Raw genomic sequence first — 20,699 nt, 5'->3', positions numbered from 1 at the left:
CCTCTTCACTTCACACGACGGCTTCCGATGAATCCGAACTACCTCGACTTCGAGCAACCCATCGCCGACCTGGAAGCCAAGATCCAGGAACTGCGCAGCGCCAGTGCCGGTCCGGCGGTCAACGTCGAAGCCGAAGTGAATACCTTGCGCGACAAGCTGCGCGTGCGCACCGCGCAGATCTTCCGCAACCTGACCACCTGGCAGATCCTGCAGCTCGCCCGGCACCCGTCGCGTCCGTATACCGCGGACTACATCCGCCTGTTCTGCGACGAGTTCCAGGAACTGGCCGGTGACCGCGCGTTCGCCGATGACAAGGCGATCATGGGCGGCCTGGCCCGCATCGGCGGCCGTTCGGTGATGCTGATCGGTCACCAGAAGGGCCGTGACACCAAGGAAAAGATCAAGCGCAATTTCGGCATGCCCAAGCCGGAGGGCTACCGCAAGGCATTGCGCCTGATGAAGATGGCAGAGCGTTTCGGCCTGCCGGTGCTGACCCTGATCGACACCGCCGGCGCATGGCCGGGCATCGATGCCGAATCCCGTGGCCAGTCCGAAGCGATCGCCCGCAACCTGCTGGAGATGGCCGAGCTGAAAGTGCCGGTGATCTGCACGGTGATCGGCGAAGGCGGGTCCGGCGGCGCGCTGGCGCTGGGCGTGGGTGATCGGACGATCATGCTGGAATACAGCGTGTACTCGACCATCACGCCGGAAGGCTGCGCCTCGATCCTGTGGAAGGACGCGGGCAAGGCCAAGGAAGCCGCCGAGCAGCTGGGCATGACCGCGCCGCGGTTGAAGGGCCTGGGGTTGATCGACAAAGTGGTGCGTGAGCCCACCGGCGGCGCCCATCGCAACCCCAACCAGATGGCCAAGCGCCTGAAGGCCGTGCTGCTGAACGAGCTGGACGCCCTGCAGGCCCTGCCGACCGACGAACTGCTGGCCCGACGCTACACGCGTCTGCGCAGCTACGGTACGTACGAAGCCGCGTAAACCGCGGCCGCGCTGCGGCGGCTTTTCCATCCGGCACCCCCACCCCTGACGCAGGCCGCGCTGCGCGCTCGCCGAGCGTGGCGGTCCGGCACGCACCGCGCCGCACTTGCACTGGTAGCGCCGAGCCGTGCTCGGCGGCACTTCGTTCCGGCCCCCACACACCTGACGCAGGCCGCGCTGTGCGCTCGCCGAGCGTGGCTCGGCGCTACCGTCGCGGTCCGGCCCGCAGCGCGCTGCACTTGCTCGGGTAGCGCCGAGCCGTGCTCGGCGGCTTTTCGATCCGGCATCCCCACCCCTGACGCAGGCCGCGCTGTGCGCTCGCCGAGCGTGGCGGTCCGGCACGCACCGCGCCGCACTTGCACTGGTAGCGCCGAGCCGTGCTCGGCGGCACTTCGTTCCGGCACCCACACATCTGACGCAGGCCGCGCTGCGCGCTCGCCGAGCGTGGCTCGGCGCTACCGTTGCGGTCCGGCCGGCAGCGCGCTGCACTTGCACGGGTAGCGCCGAGCCGTGCTCGGCGGCACTTCGATCCGGCATCCCCTACCCCTGACGCAGGCCGCGCTGCGCGCTCGCCGAGCGTGGCTCGGCGCTACCGCGCGAGACCCGGCGGCAGCAACTCGTCAGAACGGCTTGGCCACCACCAGCCAGACGATCGGGATGAAGGCCAACAAGGGGATTTCGTTGATCCAGCGCAATGCGACCGGCGAGGGCAGCGCGCGGCCCTTGGCCACGCCCTTGAGCAGGCGCCCGGTCCAGATGAAATAGGCCAGCAGCAGCACCACCAGACCCAACTTCGCATGCAACCAACCGGCACCGCCCGGCGCCACCATCGTGGGGAAATCCGGAATCATTCGGTATCCCATCCACAGGACCAGCCCCAGCACGAACGCCAGACCGAACATCGCGTGCCCGAAGCGATAAAGGCGCCGCCCCATCAGCTGCAGGCGCTCGCTCACCGCAACCTGCCCGGCGGTCTCGGCAATGTTCACCAGGATGCGCGGCAGGTAGAACACCGTCGCCATCCAGGCCACCACGAACACGAGATGGAAAGTCTTGACCCAGAAGTACGACTGCATGCGCTTGCTCCGGTGGCTGGCGTAGGATGAACGCCATTTTCACCGATGCGCAGACCCACGTACATGGACAAGACCTACGACGCCGCCTATTTCCAGCATTGGTACAGCCGCGCCGACATCGGCGGTAGCGCCCGCTTGGCGCGCAAGGTGGCCTTGGCCGTCGCCACCGCCGAGTACTACCTGGAGCGGCCGATCCGCACCGTGCTGGATATCGGATGTGGCGAAGGCGCGTGGCGCGCGCCACTGATGAAACTGCGCCCAAAGCTGCACTACCTCGGTTTCGACAGCAGCGATTACGCCGTGCAGCGCTATGGCCGCACGCGCAACCTGCGTCCTGCGGCCTTCGGTGACTTCGCGTGGCTGCGGCCGTGTGCACCGGTCGACCTGCTCATCTGCTCGGACGTGATGCATTACGTGCCGGACCGCGAACTGCGCGCAGGCATGGCAGGACTGGGTGAGCTCACTGGTGGCGTGGCCTTCCTCGAAACCTTTGCCGCGGAAGACGAATTCGAGGGCGATCATGAGGGTTTCCACGCACGTCCGGCCCGTTGGTACCGGCGCGAGCTGGTCAAACAGGGCCTGGTGCCCGTTGGCTCGCATTGCTGGCTCGGACCGCCGTTGGCAACGGATGCATCCGCGCTGGAAAAGGCATGAGGGCAAGCGCCCCGCCTTGCCGCGCCCAATTAATATACCGGCCGGCCTGATCGGTTATGCTGCGCGGCAACATATGACCATACATATTGAGTCAGTATGCTCTACCAACTGCACGAATTGACCCGCAACCTGCTCGCCCCTTGGGTACATCAGGCGCAGGCGAATGCCCACTTCTTCAACAATCCCGGCCACTGGTGGTCGCAGATGCCCGGGGCCGACCGGCTGGCCGCGATGAACGAGCTGTTTCATCGCGTGGGCAAGGATTACGAAAAGCCGGAGTGGGGCATCAACGAAATCGACGTGGATGGCGAACGCGTGCCGATCGTGGTCCACGAAGAAGTCAGCAAGCCGTTCTGCAAGCTGCTGCGGTTCAAGCGTCACAGCAACGAAGCTGACCAGTTGCACACGATGTTGAACCAGCCGTTCGTGCTGGTCGTTGCACCGTTGTCCGGCCACCACGCGACGCTGCTGCGCGATACGGTGCGCACGCTGCTGCGCGATCACCGGGTGTATGTCACCGACTGGGTCGACGCGCGCATGGTGCCTGGCAGCGAAGGCGAGTTCGGCCTTGAAGATTACGTCGACTATATCCAGGAGTTCATCCGCCACCTTGGCGTGGAGCGCCTGCATGTGGTCAGCGTCTGCCAGCCCACCGTGCCCGTGCTGGCGGCGGTTTCGCTGATGGCCAGCCGCGGCGAACCCACGCCGAAGTCGCTGGTGATGATGGGGGGACCCATCGATGCGCGCTGCAGCCCCACCGCCGTGAACAACCTGGCCACCCAGAATCCGTTGTCCTGGTTTGAGAACAACGTCATCCACACGGTGCCGCCGGGTTATCCCGGTGCGGGTCGCCGCGTGTATCCGGGCTTCCTGCAGCACGCCGGCTTCCTGTCCATGAACCCGAACCGGCACTTCAGTTCGCACTGGGATTTCTACACCGATCTGGTGAAGGGCGATCTGGAAGATGCCGACGCGCACCGTCGTTTCTACGACGAGTACAACGCCGTGCTGGACATGCCGGCGAAGTATTACCTGGACACCATCAGCGTGGTCTTCCAGGACTTCCTGCTGCCGCGCGGGGAGTGGTTCATCAAGGGCGAAAAGGTGGACCCGTCGGCGATCCGCGATACCGCCCTGTTGAGCATCGAAGGCGAGCTGGACGATATCGCGGGACTGGGGCAGACCGAAGCGGCGCAATCGCTGTGCACGGGCATTGATGCCAGCCGCCGCGAACACTTCATCGTCGAAGGCGCAGGTCATTACGGCATCTTCAGCGGCCGCCGCTGGCGTGAAGTGGTGTACCCGAAGGTGCGTGATTTCTTCGCCGCCAATGCCGAAGCACCGGCAGCGTCGAAGCCGAAGAAGAAGAGCAACGTCACCCCGCTGCGGCGGAAAGCCGGCTGAGCATCATCCCGTAGCGCCGAGCCACGCTCGGCGAGCGCGCAGCGCGGCCGGTGTCAGGCCAAAGTCCCGGACCGGACAGCCGCCGAGCACGGCTCGGCGCTACCCTGCCGTGCGACGGCCGTGGATCGCAAACGGCACACACGAAATCGCACTGGTAGCGCCGAGCCACGCTCGGCGAGCGCGCAGCGCGGCCGGTATCAGGCGCCAAGGTCCGGGACCGGAAAGCCGCCGAGCGTGGCTCGGCGCTCCCCTGCCGCGCGGTGGACTGGATCGCAAACGGCAAACGCGGGATAGCACTGGTAGCGCCGAGCCACACTCGGCGAGCGCGCAGCGCGGCCGGTGTCAGGCGCCAAGGTGCCGGACCGGACAGCCGCCGAGCCACGCTCGGCGTTATAGCCGCACCAGCAGATGCTTTGCCAGCGTGCCGTGCAGACGCCCCACGCCGCGTGCCAGATGCAGCGTGGCAAACAGCAACAGCACACCGACCACCGCGAGGACCGGCGTGGCCCATGCGCCCTCCAACAGGGGCAGGCCTTGGATCGTCAAGCCGGAATAATCGCCCGGCACCAAGGCCGCTACCGGTGACCAGATGAAGGCCAGCGACACCGCCAGCAGCGTGGTGGCCACGGTGAAATACACGATGCCCAGCGGCAGCATCAACACGAAGTACAGCAAGGTCAGCCACGTGCGCCCGTCGGTGAACATGTCACCGATCCGCTGCAGCCAGCTGCGGCTGCGGTCGCTGTAACGCGGGCGCCGCGGCATGCGCTCGCCCAGCAGCGCCTCCACCAACCGTCCTTCCAGCAACGCCAGGCCGCGAACCGAGCCGAAGAACAGCACGGCGACCGGAATGCCGATGATCAGGATCAGCAGCCCCACCGACAACGACAGCCCGGTGACCACCCACGTAAAGAAGAACGTGCCCGTGGCCAGCGAGAGCAGCATGTAGAGCAGCGCGCCGTAGGTGTGCGGATCCACCACGACGCCGAAGAAGCGCGCAGCGAGCGAACGCGACGGCGGTGGCGACGGGTCACCGTCCCGGCCATTCGGCGGGGTGATGCTGGCTGCCGGCGTAACTGAAGGCGCGACCTGCGCAGCCACCACCCGGGTACCGAGCGGCGTACTGGGCGTACGCAGCGCACGGCTGACGGTGATCTCCGTTTCACGGTAGATATCGGCCACTTCTTCCGGCGCACCGTAGCTGCCGGCGACGTCGGCGATCACCTCCGCTTCGCTGCGGCCCGGCTGTGCAGCCAGCTCCGAACGCAGGTATTCCTCGGCGTCATACAACGCGTCCTGCACCATCGCCGGGTCGGCGCCACGCAGTGCTGCGCGCAACTGCACCAGGTAGTCGGGAATGGTCGCTGGCAGGGTCCTGCCCAGGGTGTGTTCGGTGTTCATTGCAGTACGCCCTCCAGTACGGAATCGACGGAATCGCGGGTGGCACGCCATGCCTGGATCCATTGCTCCAGCACGGCGCGTCCCTGCTCGGTGATGCGGTAGTAGCGCCGCGGTGGGCCGCTGGTGGATGGCTCTACGTGGCTTTGCAGCAGGCCGGCCCCTTCCAGGTTGCGCAGCACCGGGTACAGGGCGCTCTGCTTGCCACTCAGCACGCCCTCGCCCACCTGCTCCAGTTCCTTGGCGATCAGGTAGCCGTACAACGGCTCCGGTGCCTTGGCCAACACGGCCATCAGCGCCAGCGATACGGTCCCCGCACTGAGCTCCTTCTGGAACTTCTTCAGCTGGATCTCTTCGTCGACCATGGCGGCTGCCCCACTACGTTGAAGTGAACAGTAGTGTTAAGGTCGGAGTAGTGAAAGGTGTCATTGGTCACGGTGTCCTTTTGCGTTCGCTGTCGGCGTCGCGCTGTCGATGGCCTGCGGCGCCCCGGGGGGTAGAGCCGGCTTCAGCCGGCTGGCGGTTGGAGCAGCCGACTGAAGTCGGCTCTACCGCATGGCGTTTACCCCACGGCGTTTGCCCGACAGCGTTTACCCCATGGCGTTTGCCCGACAGCGTTCAGCCCATGGCGTTTGCCCGACGGCGATTACCCCCACGGCGTTTACCGATGGCGTTACCCGGCGGCTGTCCGCTGCGCGGGTCTGATGGCAGAATCGAAGGCTCCTCGTCAAAAGGCTCGTCATGGATCGTCGCCCTGTTCAGTTGGCTCTTGGCCTTGCGCTTGCAGCCTGTGCGCTCGCCTCCCTGGCCACTGCCGCCACGCCGTACCGCAGCCCGCAGCAGATCCTCGACGCGGCCCCGGCGAGTGACTGGCGCACGCCGGACCCGGCCAACCTGCTGTACATGGATCTGCCGACGGGACGGGTAATCCTTGAACTGGCGCCGCAGTTCGCGCCGCGCCACGTCGCCAATATCCAGACCCTCGCCCATGAGGCGTTCTGGAACGGCACCAGGATCTACCGCGCGCAGGACAACTTCGTGGTGCAGTTCGGCGATGCAGATGCGGACGATGCGGGGAAAGCAAAGCCGCTCGGATCGGCCGCACGCAAGCTGCCCGCCGAGTTCGAGCGCCCCAGTGCCGGGCTGGCCTTCAGCGCGCTGCCTGACCGCGATGGCTGGGCGGCACGTACGGGGTTCGTCGATGGCTTCGCGACTGGCGCGGACCCCAAGGCGGGGAAGGCATGGCTTGCGCATTGCTACGGCGCACTGGGTGCAGGCCGCAACAACGACGAAGACAGCAGCATCGGTGCGGAGCTGTACGTCGTCACCGGCCAGTCGCCACGCCAACTGGATCGCAACATCACCGTCGTGGGGCGCGTGCTGAAGGGCATGGAACTGCTGAGCGCACTGCCTCGCGGCCCGGCGCCGATGGGCTTCTACGCGGATGCGGCGCAGCGTACCCCGATCATCTCGATACGCCGCGTCAGCGAGGTGCCCGAAGCAGAGCGCACGCCGATCCAGGTCCTGCGTACCGAGTCGAAGACGTTTGCGGCGACGGTGGAAGCGCGCCGCAACCGCGTGGACGATTTCTACAAGCGTCCAGCCGGGCATATCGACCTCTGCAACATCCCGGTGCCGGTGCGGTAACCCCACCGGCGGGGCTGGACGGGGTCACGGGTAGAGCTGACTTCAGGCGGCTGCATGGCGCTCTGCGCCGACGGTAGAGCCGACTTCAGTCGGNCTGCAGCCGACTGAAGTCGGCTCTACCCTTCGGCTCCACCGCCTCCGGCGCTACCGTCCTGCATGCGCCACCCTCACCCGCTTTTTTCCATCTGCTGGCTAGGCTGGGTGCCTGCAATCAATGAGGAAACGCCCCATGGCCATGTTGCGACTGCGAATCACCGGTAGCGAAGACGATGCACGTGCCATCAGCGATCTGCTGCTCGGTATCGAAGGCATCGAGCATGTCGAAGAAACCGACGACCTGATGCCGAAGATGGACGACGATGATTCCAGCTCGGCCGGCCTGTCCGACGACATGGGCCCCGGCAGCCACGAACTGGAGGTCGAGGTAGGCAATGAGGCCACCGCGCAGAAAGTGCGCGATGCCGTGCAGGAGCTCGCGTTGGAGCTCGATGTGTTCGTCGAGTACGAAACCGACGAAGGCTGATCCTGGGCAAGGAGCGCCAAGCTCGGCTTGGCGCTCCCTCCGGACTTCCGGCGGTCAGGCCTTCCGGCGTCGGCGCCAACGCCACAGACGCACGCCGATCCACCCCACGAGGCCCAGCACCACCGCGACCGGCAGCAGCGCAGCCACGGCACGGATAAGGAAGGCCACGCTGTTGGTGAGGATGGTGCCCGATTCACGCAACGCCTGGCCGATTTCGCTGCGGCTGCGTTGCCCCGACGGGGTGTTGAACTGCATCGTCACCAGCTGCGTATCGATGCGCCTGCGCTGCTGCGCCGCATCCTTGTTCGCCTGTTCGACACCCGCCTCGATCTCCGACAGACGCTGCGTGATCACCAGCAAATCCGCCAACTTGATGTTCTTGCTGTCCTGGTAAGCGAGCAGCCGCTCATGCTCCTTCTGCAGACGCGCCTTGGCCAGCGCGGTATCGGCGACCTGCTGGGCAAGATCTTCTGCATGCGTATTGCGTGAGGACACCTCCCCGCCCTGCCCCGCCAGGCCGATGATCGGCTCCACGCCCTTCGGCGCGATGCGGACGCGGATGGAGCCGGTCGGATAGTCACCCCCCTGCTGCCCCACCTGCAGCACAGCACAGTCGCCGAAGCGCGCGGATTGGCACGCGTCGGCGATCTGCTTCACGCGCGGACCAATCTGCGTCGCGTCCAGGCGGATGTCCAGATCGTGCTCGTAGGCCAGTGATGCGCCTTCGGGAGAGGCCACGGCGCCCGCGCCAGCGCCGCCGGCATCGGCCATCCCCGGCTTGCCACAGCCGGCGAGCATCAGCGCGACAAATGCCCCAACGATACCCAAGCCACGTCGCGTTACAGGAAGGCTCACGCATCGGCTCCATTGAAGGTGGTAACTGACAGGCCATCCAGCGCAAGACCCGGCAGGCAACGTACGTTCACCGCCGCCATGGCCTGACCGCTGCGTGGATCGACCCCCTCACTGAACGGCGCGATGCCGCAGTGGGCGCAATGGTGATGATGCAGGTGGTGCTTGTTGAACTGGTAGGTCGCCAGCTGCGCCGGATCGCTGGACAGCACCAGCGCGTCACGGGCGGCGAACCACAGCAGGCCGCCGCGCCGACGGCACAGCGAGCAGTTGCAGTCGATGACATCGGTGATCGGCTCTTCAGCCTGCACGGTGAACGCAATCCGGCCGCAATGGCAACTTCCTTCGTACTGCATGACACACCTCCGCACGGGAATGCGACGATGGTAATCCTTTGGCACGCAGACAGCGCACCGGGGCCAGCCTATGCTTGGGCATTGACCCGAATACAGGATTGCCGATGCGCCCGCATCTTCTTGCCCTCGCCCTGATCGCCGCCCTTGGTGGCTGCCAGCAGAACGACGCTCCCTCCGCCAGCACGCCCGCCGCCGCCCCGGCCCAGGCAGGGGCGGCCACCGCCGATGCGGCCTTCGCCGACCTGTCCAAGCGTGCATTGGACAGCTGGATGCAGCAGTCACCGGTCGGTGCCACGCAGATCGGTGACCACCGGTTCGACAGCGAGATCGATGACCTCAGCGCCGCGGGCCAGCAGAAGACGCTCGCCGCCTACAAAGGCCTGCTCGCCGAGTTGGACACGATGGACGTGGCCAAGCTGGGCCGCGAGAACCAGGTGGATGCGGCAATCCTGCGCAACCAGCTGCAGTCCGATATCTGGAATGCGGAAGTTCTGCAGTCGTCCAAGTGGGACCCGCAGATGTACAACGGTCTGGCCGGCAGCGCGATCTACGGCCTGATGGCACGTGAGTTCGCCCCGCTGCCTGAGCGCCTGAAGTCGGCCACCGCGCGCATGGAGAAGATCCCGGCGATCTTCGCCCAGGCCCGCGAGAACCTCGATCCGGCCCGCGTGCCGAAGATCCACGCTGAAACGGTGGCCAAGCAGAACCGCGGCATCCTCAGCATCGTCGATACCTTCATCACCCCGCACATCGGCGAACTGCCGCAAGCCGACCAGCAGCGCCTGCAGGCGGCCATCGATGGGTTGAAGAAGGCCGTGGACGAGCAGCAGCAGTGGCTGGACAAGACATTGGTGCCCAACGCCAAGGGTGAGTTCCGCGTGGGTGCTGAGCTGTACGACCAGAAGCTGAAGTTTGCGCTGAACTCGTCGCTGTCGCGGCAGGAGATCGGCGAGCGTGCGCGTGCCGAGCTCAAGCGCGTGCGCCAGGACATGTATGGCATCGCCCAGACCGTGCTGAAGGACAAGCCCGGCGCGCCGCAGATGCCGGCCAACCCGAGCGACGAGCAGCAGCAGAAAGCCATCGAAGCCGCGCTGGAACTTGCCTATGCGGACAAGCCGGCGCGCGACAAGGTGGTGGACGATGCCAAGGCGGCGCTGGACCAGTCCACCGCGTTCGTCCGCGAGCATGACCTGATGACCCTGCCCGACGCGCCGGTGGACATCATCCTGATGCCGGAGTTCCAGCGCGGCGTGGCGGTGGCCTACTGCGATTCACCGGGTCCGCTGGACAAGAACCTGAAGACGTTCTACGCCGTGTCGCCGATCCCCGACGACTGGGACCAGAAGCAGGTCGACTCTTTCCTGCGTGAATACAACTCACGCATGATCCACCTGCTGAGCATCCACGAAGGCACCCCGGGCCACTACCTCGAAGGCTGGCATTCGGCCAAGTTCCCATCGACCCTGCGCTCGGTGCTGCGTTCGGGCCTGTTTGCCGAAGGCTGGGCGGTCTACACCGAACGCATGATGCAGGAACAGGGCTACCTGGATAACGACCCGCTGTTCCACCTGGTGCAGCTGAAGTTCTACCTGCGCACCATTTCCAACGCGATCCTGGACCAGGGCGTGCACGTGGACAACTGGACGCGCGAACAGGCGATGCACCTGATGACCCACGATGCCTTCCAGCAGGACAGCGAAGCATCAGGCAAGTGGGTGCGCGCACAGTTGACGTCGGCGCAGCTGCCGACCTACTTCGTCGGCGCGCAGGAGCACTTCGACACCCGCAAGGCCGCGCAGGAAAAACTGGGCGACCAGTTCAACCTGAAGGCGTACCACGACAAGATGCTGTCCTACGGCGCGCCGCCGGTGCGCTTCGCGCGCCAACTGATGCTGGACCAGCCGATCGAGTAACTGCGGCACACCGCTCCTCGTCGGAACGGCAACGGCCCGGGAACTCCCGGGCCGTTTGTCGTCTAGACGACAAACGGCAGAGGCAATCTGCTCAACGTCGTACGCTGACGCTGATCGTCACCCCTGAGATGCACCATCTGCAGGCCAGGAATGGACTTCCTGTCAATACCGAAGCGCACTGCAATATAGTCGGCGTCAAAAGAGGTGGTCACGATTTCTTCCGCCTTGAGGCAATGCACCTTGTATTTCTCGGCCCCTACTTTCTGGACACCTTGCACGTTCATCTCGGTGCGCAGATCAAAACCGATGCGCTTATCAGCTTCCCCTCCGTGCTTCGCATGTTCCAGCACCTGATGTATCAGGTGAACCAGAAAGCGATTCAACATATATGCCTTGTCAAAGTACGTTTCCTTGATAAGAAGCGTGACCTTCTGTCCCCGGCCCGCGTCCAGTTCCCGCAGACACTCAATCACCGATGTCCGGACGCATGCCTGGACTGCAAGGCCTGCGGTAACCTCGCGACAAAGCCGATCAGCCACCCTCCACTCGGATGGATCCCAACTCCAGCCTGCCATTAGCCGCGCCTGGGAATCAATGGTCTGCAACTGCTCTCGAACCCTCTCCAGCTGTTCCGCGGTGTCTTTGCACTTTTCCAACTGTTCGAGCGTCTGCATGGGGTGGTCGTGGTTGGTCAGCGCCCGAAGTACGTCTTGCAATGCACCATCACCACCGCCAATGACCACGATGTCGCCACCATTCTTCGCATGTTCCTGTAACGCGTCATCTTCCCAGAACATCGTCCCCTTGAAGGGATCTTCCTCTTTCTTTGCCTCCACCCCATCGTGATGAGGAAGCGTGCAGTTCTCAACGCCCATCCCGGCTGCCAGCACGATGTACTCTGGCTTTATGTTGAGCGGACCTGTAAATTCCCCGCGCCAGCTCATATCACTCAGATCGAGAGATTGATCTGTCCGGAAACCCGTCCTGAGGTACTCTTGGACACGCTTCTGCAACGCACCTACCACATCGACAGCCGTATGCAGTTCTGGGCAGGCCAGGGATTGAGCATCGAACCACCCCAATATCTGGCCTGCGAATTCCTTGGCAGTGGAAGGTTTCACCGCTGACAGCGTAGGGCAGGTCTCGAAGTGGTCCCATATAGTTAGATCTTTTGGCGGATACTCTTGATTTCGACTGAACTGCCATGGCCATTCATACATGAACGGGCCAACGTAGCGTCTGCTTGCTGACATCTGTCTCCACATAGGAGTTCCGCTGGCTTCCAGCACTACAACGCGCTTGCCGCGCTTGGCCGCCTCCACAGCTACCGCAAGCCCACCGGCTCCCGCTCCCACGACAAGTAACGAATCAAAGCTCGAGTTAACCGCGCAGAGATCTCGCACCAGTAGACGCCCACGGACGATCTGGTCTCTCAAGCTGACATGGTATTGTCCGCTTGATAGATCGAAAACGTTCGGCGCCACCTTGCTTGCCAGCAGGCCAAAACAGTCGAAGACACTCAAGACATTCTTCACTGCAATGCCTCCAGCGCACTGTTTATCCGCTCGGAGTAATCTGCTTCGGACAAGCAGAACAACAAGGGATGCGCGAGCACTTGACCGAAGCCGCGCTCACCGTCTTCCTCCGGTCCGTCATTGGAAACGGTGACTTGCCTGTGTTGCCCTTCTCGGGCGTCGGCGAACGTGGCCTCCGATGACGGCAACGACCAGTGCCCATCGCGCTCCACCACAAGCTTTAGTGATGTCAAAACTGTCAGCTGTCTGCGCAGATGACTCGCGAACCAAAGGTTCCGGTCGGCCATACGGGGAATGGTCGGCAGGTATTTCACATCGTCGAGAGTCAGCTCAGACTTACCTGCATAGCGCAGTAGTTCTTCCCGCAGCGTCGATTCAGAGAGCCCCCGCACCGTCGAGCGCTTCAACAGTGCCAAAAGGAAAGTACTGGTACTCCGGGTATAAGGTGCGGCCATCAGCGATCTCATCCTTGATTCTAATCCGCCATCCGGCGGCGATTTAATTCCTACACAACTTCCTATCGACCGAAGCTAGAGCCACTTTAGTCACCGCGTCCCGCGTTGGTCACTGATCTGCGGCAACAAAGCCGCCGGTCTGCCGTGCCCACAACCGCGCATACAGGCCACCGGCCTCCACCAGTTCTGCGTGCGTGCCCGTTTCAACGATCCGGCCCTGGTCCATCACCACCAGCCTGTCCATCCGGGCGATGGTCGACAGACGGTGTGCGATCGCGATCACCGTCTTGCCCGCCATCAGCTCGTCCAGGTTGTCCTGGATCGCGGCTTCCACTTCCGAATCCAATGCCGACGTTGCTTCGTCCAGTACCAGGATGGGCGCGTCCTTCAGCAACACGCGGGCAATGGCGATGCGCTGGCGCTGGCCACCGGACAGTTTGACGCCGCGCTCGCCCACCAGCGCGTCATACCCCTTGCGCCCCTGCGCATCCACCAACGACTCGATGAAGCCATCGGCACGCGCCTTCGCCACCGCCGCGCGCACCGCGTCGTCGGTCGCCTCGGGCCGGCCATACAGCAGATTGTCGCGGATCGAACGATGCAGCAGCGACGTATCCTGGGTGACCACGCCGATCTGACCACGCAGGCTTTCCTGTGTCACCGAGGCGATGTCCTGGCCGTCGATGACGATGCGCCCGCTTTCCAGGTCATACAGCCGCAGCAGCACGTTGACCAGTGTGGACTTGCCCGCACCCGATGGCCCGACCAGACCAATCTTCTCGCCCGGCTTCACCTGCAGGTCCAAGCCGTCGATCACGCCCCCACGCTTGCCATAGTGGAAGTGGATGTTCTGGAAATGCACGCCGCCCGCACTCACGGTGAGCGCGGGCGCATCATCGCGGTCCTGCACGGTCAGCGGTTGGGAGATCGTGGTGATGCCGTCCTGCACTGTGCCGATGTCTTCGAAGATGCCGTTGATGGTCCACATGATCCAGCCGGACATGTTGTGGATGCGGATCACCAGACCGGTGGCCAGGGTGATCGCACCGACGGTAATCAGCCCGTCGTTCCACAGCCACAACGCCAGTCCGCAGGTGCCGGCAATCAGGAAGCCGTTGACGATGGCGATGGTCAGGTCCATGCCACTGGTGATGCGCGTCTGCCGACGGTGCTTGACCGCCAGTTCTTCAATTGCCTCTGCCACGTACGCCTGCTCGCGCCCCCCGTGGGCGAACAGCTTCAGCGTCGGAATATTGGTATAGCCATCCACGATGCGACCCATTGCCTTGGATCGCGCTTCCGATGCGATCCATGCGCGCTCCTTCGCACGCGGCACGAAGTACACCATGATCACCGCGTAGGCCAGCATCCACAGCAGCAGCGGAATCATCAGCCGCCAGTCGGCCTGCGCGAACAGGAACAGCGCGGTGCCGGTGTAGACCACGATGTACCAGAGCGAGTCGACCATCTGCACCGCCGATTCGCGCAGCGAGGTGCCCGTCTGCATCACCCGGTTGGCCATGCTGCCGGCGAAATCATTCTGGAAGAACGTCAGGCTCTGCCGCACGACGTAGTTGTGCATCAGCCAACGGGAGCGGTTGCTCAGGCCCGGCACGATCGCCTGGTTGACGAGCAGGTTGTGCAGGCCCACCAGCACCGGACGGGCGATGACACACACCACCACCATCCAGATCAGATCCTGCGCATGGCGCTGGAAGAATCCCGCGCCGGGCTGCTCGGCCACCATGTCGACGATGCGACCGAGGAAGTCGAACATCGCCACTTCCACCAGCGCCAGCAGCAGACCGGCGATCAGCGTGGCCAACAGCACCGGCCATACCGGACGCAGATAGAACAGATAGAACTTCACCACGCTGCGCGGCGGCGTGCGCTTGTCCACCGGCGGAAACACCGGGATCAGGGATTCAAACCAGCGGAACATCACAGTCGCTCACAGCACGGGAACCCGCTGATTATCCCACCAAGCGCGTGCCCGGTAGTGACGGCCGCCGCACGCGTCACCCCCGGGTGCGCATCACCCTTGCGGCACGAACAGCAGATCCTGGAAGTCGAAGCTGAAGTCGGTCAGCTCGGATATCGCCTGCATGCGCACATCGCGCACCTTTCCATCCGGATCCAGGCTGAAGTTCACGAACGCGTCGGCATTGAGCGAACGATCATCCCAGCGCACGATGAACGTGTCGTGCTGCCAATGTTCCAACGTGCCGACCAGCTGCGGCGTCTTGTCGAACTGCAGGCGCAGCACCTTGCCGTTGCGTGAGATGTGCATGTCGCCATACCAGCTGTCCCGGTACGTAGCGGCGTAGGCGTCCAGCGGCAGGGATGGCCGGCTGGTCCGATCACGCGCGGCCTGGTGCTTCGCCCACGCCTCGTCCGCCTTGCCGCGTCCCTTGTCCACGGCCTTGCCGTAGGCATCCACCCAGTCATGCCTGCTGCGTCCCAAGTACGCATCCAGCACGCTCAGGGTAATCGCGTTGAAGGCCGCACCCACTTCCTGATTGGTCAGTACGACCACGCCCAGATTCTCTTCGGGCACCAAGGTCACCCGCGAGACCATGCCGGGCCATCCCCCGGTATGCCAGACCAGTTTCTTTCCCTGGTAATCGCTCAGACTCCAGCCCTCGCCATAGCCGGCGAAGTTCGGCCGCGCCGGCAGCAGCTCCGGCACCGCCGGTTCGGCGACGACCTGCGGGGTGATCATCTGCCACATCTGCTGCTGGCTTTTCGCGCTGAACAGCGCGGTGCCATCGGACAGCGTGCCGTGCGCCAACTGCACCTGCATCCAGCGCGCCATGTCGTGCACGCTGGAATAGATACCGCCTGCGCCGGCATTGTTCTGCCACGTCAACGGCGCGACCGTGCGCAGATCGGTGAAGTCGAACTTTGCGTGGCCCACGGCAGCCTGGTCACCCGCGCGCAGGTGGTCCGCGTTGTACCGCGTGCCGGCCATGCCGACCTTGTCGAAAATGCGCTGCTGCAGGAAGGCCTGGTAAGACTGGCCGGATACTTTTTCAATCACCTGCTGCGCCACGGCGTACAGAATGTTGTCGTAGGCGTAGCGCTCACGGAAGCCTCCCTTCAACGGCACCTTGCCCAAGCGTTCCACGACGTCGGCATTGCGGTACGTGGTGGTCGGCCAGAACAGCAGGTCCCCCGCGCCCAGGCTCAGGCCGCTGCGGTGCGACAACAGATCGCGCACGGTCATCTGGCTCGTCACGAAGGGATCGGACATACGGAAGGCCGGCAGGTGCTCGATCACCTTGTCGTCCATCTTCAGCTTGCCCTCTTCGGCCAGCAGGTTCAGCGAGAGCGCGGTGAACGCCTTGGTGTTGGACGCGATGGCGAACAGCGTGTCGGCCTGCACCGGCCCAGGGCGGCCCTGCTCGCGCACGCCCCAGCCACGCTCCAGAACGATCTTCCCGTCCTTCACCACGGCCACGGCGATGCCCGGCACGTCGAAGCGCTCGCGTACGCGCTCCACGGTGGCATCCAGGTCCTGCAGGGGCGGCGGACTTGCCGCACCCGCCAACGTCGCACAGGCCATCAGCATCACGCCTCCAATCAAACGCATCATCACGCACAGTCTCCAGACGGGAGTGGCGGCACCGTGCAGGGCCGCCGGGATTTCTCAGGATGGTAACGGCGCACAGCGCAGCCTTCCTGTGCCAAAGGAGGGTGCCATGCCAGACCATGCACAGGCCACTGCCGGTTCGACCATCATTCCCTGCCTGCGCTACCGCGATGCACAGGCAGCCATCGCCTGGCTGCAGCGCGCGTTCGGTTTCCAGGCACAGGCCGTCTTCGCCGACGGCGATACGGTGCACCACGCGCAGCTGGTCTACGGCGGGGGCATGCTCATGCTGGCCTCGGCCGGCAATGAGGGGGAGTGGTCGCGTCACGCCGTGCATCCAGCCGACCTCGGCGGCCGTCAGACCCAGAGTGCCTGCGTGATCGTCAGCGACGTCGATGCGCACTTCACCCGAGCGGTCGACGCAGGCGCGCGGATCGTCATGGATCTGGCGGACCAACCCTACGGCGGGCGTGGCTATGCCTGTGCCGATCCGGAAGGCTACCTGTGGTGGTTTGGCAGCTATGACCCCTGGCACACGGATGCATCGCAGTGAGCGCCGCACCGATACGCTGTGGAATCGGCGGCTGGGTGTTCCCGGAATGGCGCGGTGGCATGTTCTATCCCGAAGGCCTGGTGCAGCGCGAAGAGCTGGCCTTCGCCAGCCAGGCCCTGCGCTGCATCGAAATCAACGGCACGTTCTACCGCACGCCCAGCCCTGCCCAATGCGCGCAATGGGCGGCGCAGACGCCGGAGGGCTTCCGTTTTTCAATGAAGGCACCGCGTTACCTGGTGCAGCGGCGGGACCTGTCCGGCGTGGCCGATGCCGCGCAGCCCTTCCTGCAGGCCGCACTCGCCCTGGGTGACCGGCTCGGTCCGGTGCTGTGGCAGTTCGCCCCGGATCATTCCGCTGACGCCGATGCGCTTGCGGCGTTCGTTGCCACGCTGCCCGCCTCGTTGCAGGGTGTGAAGCTGCAGCACGCCCTGGAAGTGCGCAACCCCGCTGCAGTGGATGCCGCGCTGATCACCGCGGCACGCCGGCACGATATCGCACTGGTCATCGAAGACAGCGATGACGTCCCGCTGCACGGTGACCTGACCGCCGACTTCGCCTACGTCCGCATCAAGCGCAGCCAGGCCCGCCTGAAGGCCGGCCTTCCCGTGCCGGCACAGCAGCGTTGGGTCGCAAGGGCGCAGGCCTGGGCAGCTGGACGGCCCGTGGATGACCTGCCGTTGATTGCGGCCGCAGCCGCTCAATCACCGCGCGAGGTCTATCTGCTGTGCATCGGCGCGGCGAAGGCCCGCAATCCTGCCGCCGCGATGGCCCTGCAACAGCGCTGCGACGCACGCTGACCCATCGCCGCAGGGCCCTGCTTGCCGCACAATATCGCGATGAGCAGCCCTGACACCCGCAAAGCCCTTTTCCAGATTCATTTCTGTGTACTGCTGTGGGGAATCACGGCAATCCTCGGCAAGCTGATCACCCTGCCGGCCCTGCCGCTGGTGTGGTGGCGCATGCTGCTGGTGGTGGCGATGCTGGCGCTGCTGCCGCGGGTATGGCGCGGGCTGCGCACCCTGCCATGGCGGGTCGTGGCAGCTTATTCCGGCATCGGCGCGCTGGTCGCGCTGCACTGGCTGACGTTCTACGGCGCGGTGAAGCTGGCCAACGCGTCCGTTGCCGCTACCTGCATCGCACTGGCCCCGGTGTTCACCTCCATCATCGAACCCTGGGTGGCCAAACGCCCGTTCCAGGTCCGCGAACTGGTGTTCGGCATCGCGGTGCTGCCCGGCGTGGCGCTGGTGGTCGGCGGCGTGCCGGAGGGCATGCGGGTGGGGGTGCTGGTCGGCGCGATGTCGGCGGTACTGGTCGCCGTGTTCGGTTCGCTCAACAAGCGCATGGTCAGCCATGCCGACCCGCTTACCGTCACTGCACTGGAACTGGGTGCGGGCACGCTGACCCTGACCCTGCTGGCCCCGCTGATGCCCTACCTGCTGCCTGCCCTGGCCAGCCCGCTGTGGGTGATGCCAGACCTGCATGACGGCCTGTTGCTGCTGCTGCTGGCGGGCGTCTGCACGCTGTTGCCGTTCGCCCTGGCCCTGGTGGCGCTGCGTCACCTCAGCGCATACACCGTACAGCTGGTGACCAACCTGGAGCCGGTCTACGCGGTGATCCTCGCCGTGGTCCTGCTACGCGAACAACACGAAGTCGCCGGCTGGTTCTACGTCGGCGTCGCGGTGATCATCGGCGCGGTGTTCCTGCATCCCCTGCTCAACCGTCGCCGCCCCGTCCAGCACCCCGAGATCCTCGGTACCGCAGAAGCCCGCAACATCGCGGACTGAGGAAAAAAGGGGACGGAGGGGATTAAGTCGTTTTTGACCCCAAAAGAGGTCAAAAACGACTTAATCCCCTCCGTCCCCTTTTTTACGGGGCGGTCTCCACCCGGTTGCGGCCGGCGGCCTTGGCCCGGTACAGGGCGGCGTCGGCACGCTCGACCGTGTGGTCGGTGCTGTCGCCGCTGCGGTGTGCCGCTACGCCGATGCTGACCGTGACGGGGAAGCCCAATGGCAGGTCGGCCACTGCCGTGCGCAGGAACTCGCACTGCACTTCGGCCGTGCGCAGGTCGGTGTCCGGCAGCAGCACGACGAATTCCTCGCCGCCGTAGCGGGCCGCCAGGCCGGCCCCGGCTAAGTGGGAACGTAGCAGCGCACCCAGTTCGGACAGCACGCGATCACCAGTGGCATGCCCCTGGAAATCGTTGATGCGCTTGAAGTGATCGATGTCGAGCAGGGCCACGCAGGTCTGCCGCCGCTGGCCATCGCGGGTGGTCACCGCCGCGTCCAACGCCAGTGCCATCGCACGCCGGTTCGGCAGGCCCGTCAAGGCGTCGGTGCGGCTCTGTTCGGCCAGGTCCGCGTTCTGCGCCAGCAGTACGTCGTGGTAGTCGCTGAGCAGTTTCTCGTAATCATCCCGCTCCAGCATGTGCTGCTGGATATCCAGCGCGAAGCGACGCAGCTCCATGACCACCATCACCTGGCGTGACAAGGCGGACAGCGCCTCGGCCTTGTCGGCGTCGAGCCGGTGCGGTTGCGGATCGAACACGCACAGCGTACCCAGCGGCTGGCCATCGTTGCTGACCAGCGGCGCGCCGGCGTAGAACCGTACGCGAGGATCACCCGTCACGATCGGGTTGTCATGAAAGCGCGCGTCAAGCCGCGCGTCCTCGACCACCATGATTTCCTGCGGCCGCAGGATGGCATGCCCGCACATGGACTCGTCACGCGACAGCTCGGACACCTGGGTGCCCTGGATCGACTTGAACCACTGCCGCTCGTCATCGATGAGGGTCACGGCCGCCATCGATGTGCCCGCCACCGCACGGGCGATGGTGACCAGGTCTTCGAAGGACTTTTCTTTTTCCGAGTCGAGGATGCGATAGCGTTGCAGCGCATCGAGACGCTGCGCTTCGTTGGCAGGCTTTGCGGGCTTGATCATCCAGCGCTCGGGGGATGGGACCGGGATCAAGTCTAGAGGAAAGCAGCAGGCCATGGACCCGCTGCTTCGCGGCGTTTACCAGTCCTGCTGGCCGGGCAGCAGGCCGCGCAGTTCCTGCTCGCTGAGGTTGCGCCACTGGCCCGGCTTGAGCGCACCGATCTTGATGTTATCGATGCGTACGCGCCGCAGCTGCGTGACCCGGAAGCCAAAGTGCGCGGACATCAGCCGGATCTGTCGGTTGAGCCCCTGCTGCAGGGTGATGCGGAAACCGAACTTGGCCAGCTTCGAGGTTCGGCAGGGCAGCGTGGTCTGGTCGTGCAGCCGCACACCGCGGGCCATCCCGCGCAGGAACTCGTCGGTGACCGGCTTGTTGACGGCCACCAGGTATTCCTTCTGGTGGCCATTTTCGGCGCGCAGGATCTGGTTGACGATGTCACCGTTGCTGGTCATCAGGATCAGCCCTTCGGAATCCTTGTCCAGGCGCCCGATCGGGAAGATCCGCTGTTCGTGGCCGACGAACTCGACGATGTTGCCCTTTACCGAGCTCTCGGTGGTGCAGGTGATGCCGACCGGCTTGTTCAGCACGATGTAGACATGGCGACGGCCGCCGGGCTTGCTGGCCTGGCGCACGCGAAGCGGCTGCCCGTCGATGAGGACCTTGTCCTCTTCGCCAACCACCGCGCCCGTACCGGCAACGTGGCCATTGACAGTAACGCGGCGCTCGCTGAGCAGCCGGTCGGCCTCGCGGCGGGAGCAGAAGCCGGTTTCGGCGATATGTTTGTTCAGGCGGATGGTCATGCCCCCATTATCGGGCATT

At 64.7% G+C, this 20,699-nt stretch carries 20 protein-coding genes; 9 read left to right on the top strand and 11 right to left on the bottom strand.

Annotated elements, in window-relative coordinates; translation table 11 throughout:
• Window positions 1–27 precede the first annotated feature (27 nt).
• The gene (locus IFT65_RS03890; protein WP_188324586.1) at window positions 28–987 is read left to right on the top strand and encodes an acetyl-CoA carboxylase carboxyltransferase subunit alpha; all 960 of its coding nucleotides are present in this window, start codon (window positions 28–30) and stop codon (window positions 985–987) included.
• Window positions 988–1,607: 620 nt separating this feature from the next.
• Here IFT65_RS03890 and IFT65_RS03885 read toward each other — a convergent pair.
• Window positions 1,608–2,063, bottom strand: a complete 456-nt coding sequence (locus IFT65_RS03885; RefSeq protein WP_188324587.1) for a CopD family protein — start codon at window positions 2,061–2,063, stop codon at window positions 1,608–1,610.
• 63 nt (window positions 2,064–2,126) lie between these two features.
• Between IFT65_RS03885 and IFT65_RS03880 the strand changes: the two genes are divergently transcribed.
• Together IFT65_RS03880 and phaZ are read left to right on the top strand one after the other, a co-directional pair.
• On the top strand, window positions 2,127–2,717 hold the full coding sequence (locus tag IFT65_RS03880; protein WP_192080729.1) for a class I SAM-dependent methyltransferase: 591 nt from the start codon (window positions 2,127–2,129) through the stop codon (window positions 2,715–2,717).
• 96 nt (window positions 2,718–2,813) lie between these two features.
• Window positions 2,814–4,121, top strand: a complete 1,308-nt coding sequence (gene phaZ, locus IFT65_RS03875; RefSeq protein WP_192080334.1) for a polyhydroxyalkanoate depolymerase — start codon at window positions 2,814–2,816, stop codon at window positions 4,119–4,121.
• A gap of 390 nt (window positions 4,122–4,511) precedes the next feature.
• Here the strand turns inward: phaZ and IFT65_RS03870 are convergent, their stop codons facing one another.
• On the bottom strand, window positions 4,512–5,522 hold the full coding sequence (locus IFT65_RS03870) for a sensor domain-containing protein (RefSeq protein WP_192080332.1): 1,011 nt from the start codon (window positions 5,520–5,522) through the stop codon (window positions 4,512–4,514).
• Window positions 5,519–5,884, bottom strand: a complete 366-nt coding sequence (locus tag IFT65_RS03865) for a PadR family transcriptional regulator (protein WP_057508663.1) — start codon at window positions 5,882–5,884, stop codon at window positions 5,519–5,521. The genes IFT65_RS03870 and IFT65_RS03865 overlap by 4 nt, the downstream gene beginning before the upstream one ends.
• Window positions 5,885–6,260: 376 nt before the next feature.
• On the opposite strand from IFT65_RS03865, the gene IFT65_RS03860 reads away from it, so the two are divergent.
• Together IFT65_RS03860 and IFT65_RS03855 are read left to right on the top strand one after the other, a co-directional pair.
• Window positions 6,261–7,166, top strand: coding sequence for a peptidylprolyl isomerase (locus IFT65_RS03860; RefSeq protein WP_192080330.1), 906 nt, complete (start codon window positions 6,261–6,263; stop codon window positions 7,164–7,166).
• Between the two features lie 229 nt (window positions 7,167–7,395).
• Window positions 7,396–7,689: a hypothetical protein gene (locus tag IFT65_RS03855; protein ID WP_188324592.1), complete on the top strand. Its 294-nt coding sequence runs from the start codon at window positions 7,396–7,398 to the stop codon at window positions 7,687–7,689.
• 54 nt (window positions 7,690–7,743) lie between these two features.
• Here the strand turns inward: IFT65_RS03855 and IFT65_RS03850 are convergent, their stop codons facing one another.
• A complete protein-coding gene (locus IFT65_RS03850) occupies window positions 7,744–8,487 on the bottom strand; it encodes a DUF4349 domain-containing protein (RefSeq protein ID WP_192080728.1) in 744 nt (247 codons plus the stop codon).
• Window positions 8,488–8,540: 53 nt separating this feature from the next.
• Window positions 8,541–8,897 (bottom strand): GFA family protein, encoded by a 357-nt coding sequence (locus IFT65_RS03845; protein WP_192080328.1) that lies wholly within the window; start codon window positions 8,895–8,897, stop codon window positions 8,541–8,543.
• 104 nt (window positions 8,898–9,001) lie between these two features.
• On the opposite strand from IFT65_RS03845, the gene IFT65_RS03840 reads away from it, so the two are divergent.
• The gene (locus IFT65_RS03840) at window positions 9,002–10,810 is read left to right on the top strand and encodes a DUF885 domain-containing protein (protein ID WP_192080326.1); all 1,809 of its coding nucleotides are present in this window, start codon (window positions 9,002–9,004) and stop codon (window positions 10,808–10,810) included.
• Window positions 10,811–10,872: 62 nt separating this feature from the next.
• Here IFT65_RS03840 and IFT65_RS03835 read toward each other — a convergent pair whose 3' ends face one another.
• From IFT65_RS03835 to IFT65_RS03820, 4 genes are all read right to left on the bottom strand, one after another.
• Window positions 10,873–12,345 (bottom strand): FAD-dependent oxidoreductase, encoded by a 1,473-nt coding sequence (locus IFT65_RS03835; protein ID WP_192080325.1) that lies wholly within the window; start codon window positions 12,343–12,345, stop codon window positions 10,873–10,875.
• A complete protein-coding gene (locus IFT65_RS03830) occupies window positions 12,342–12,800 on the bottom strand; it encodes a hypothetical protein (RefSeq protein WP_192080323.1) in 459 nt (152 codons plus the stop codon). The genes IFT65_RS03835 and IFT65_RS03830 overlap by 4 nt, the downstream gene beginning before the upstream one ends.
• 109 nt (window positions 12,801–12,909) lie before the next feature.
• A complete protein-coding gene (gene smrA / locus IFT65_RS03825; protein ID WP_192080321.1) occupies window positions 12,910–14,742 on the bottom strand; it encodes a multidrug efflux ABC transporter SmrA in 1,833 nt (610 codons plus the stop codon).
• Between the two features lie 93 nt (window positions 14,743–14,835).
• Complete coding sequence (locus tag IFT65_RS03820; protein ID WP_192080319.1) at window positions 14,836–16,395, bottom strand: serine hydrolase; 1,560 nt, start codon at window positions 16,393–16,395, stop codon at window positions 14,836–14,838.
• A 106-nt stretch (window positions 16,396–16,501) separates the two neighbouring features.
• Between IFT65_RS03820 and IFT65_RS03815 the strand changes: the two genes are divergently transcribed.
• Genes IFT65_RS03815 through IFT65_RS03805 form a run of 3 tightly spaced genes read left to right on the top strand, consistent with a single transcriptional unit; the run spans window position 16,502 to window position 18,729 of the window.
• The gene (locus IFT65_RS03815) at window positions 16,502–16,945 is read left to right on the top strand and encodes a VOC family protein (RefSeq protein ID WP_192080317.1); all 444 of its coding nucleotides are present in this window, start codon (window positions 16,502–16,504) and stop codon (window positions 16,943–16,945) included.
• The gene (locus tag IFT65_RS03810; protein WP_342365843.1) at window positions 16,942–17,742 is read left to right on the top strand and encodes a DUF72 domain-containing protein; all 801 of its coding nucleotides are present in this window, start codon (window positions 16,942–16,944) and stop codon (window positions 17,740–17,742) included. The genes IFT65_RS03815 and IFT65_RS03810 overlap by 4 nt, the downstream gene beginning before the upstream one ends.
• A 39-nt stretch (window positions 17,743–17,781) precedes the next feature.
• Entirely contained in the window at window positions 17,782–18,729 is a 948-nt protein-coding gene (locus IFT65_RS03805; RefSeq protein WP_188324598.1) for a DMT family transporter, read from the top strand.
• An 82-nt stretch (window positions 18,730–18,811) separates the two neighbouring features.
• Here IFT65_RS03805 and IFT65_RS03800 read toward each other — a convergent pair whose 3' ends face one another.
• A complete protein-coding gene (locus tag IFT65_RS03800; protein ID WP_192080315.1) occupies window positions 18,812–19,882 on the bottom strand; it encodes a sensor domain-containing diguanylate cyclase in 1,071 nt (356 codons plus the stop codon).
• Between the two features lie 75 nt (window positions 19,883–19,957).
• Entirely contained in the window at window positions 19,958–20,680 is a 723-nt protein-coding gene (locus tag IFT65_RS03795; protein WP_192080313.1) for a pseudouridine synthase, read from the bottom strand.
• Window positions 20,681–20,699 lie beyond the last annotated feature (19 nt).

This window comes from Stenotrophomonas sp. CFBP 13725 (assembly GCF_014841935.1).
Lineage (GTDB): Bacteria > Pseudomonadota > Gammaproteobacteria > Xanthomonadales > Xanthomonadaceae > Stenotrophomonas.
The sequence above is the reverse complement of the archived record's forward strand: the minus strand, read 5'-3'. Positions and strand labels throughout refer to the sequence as shown.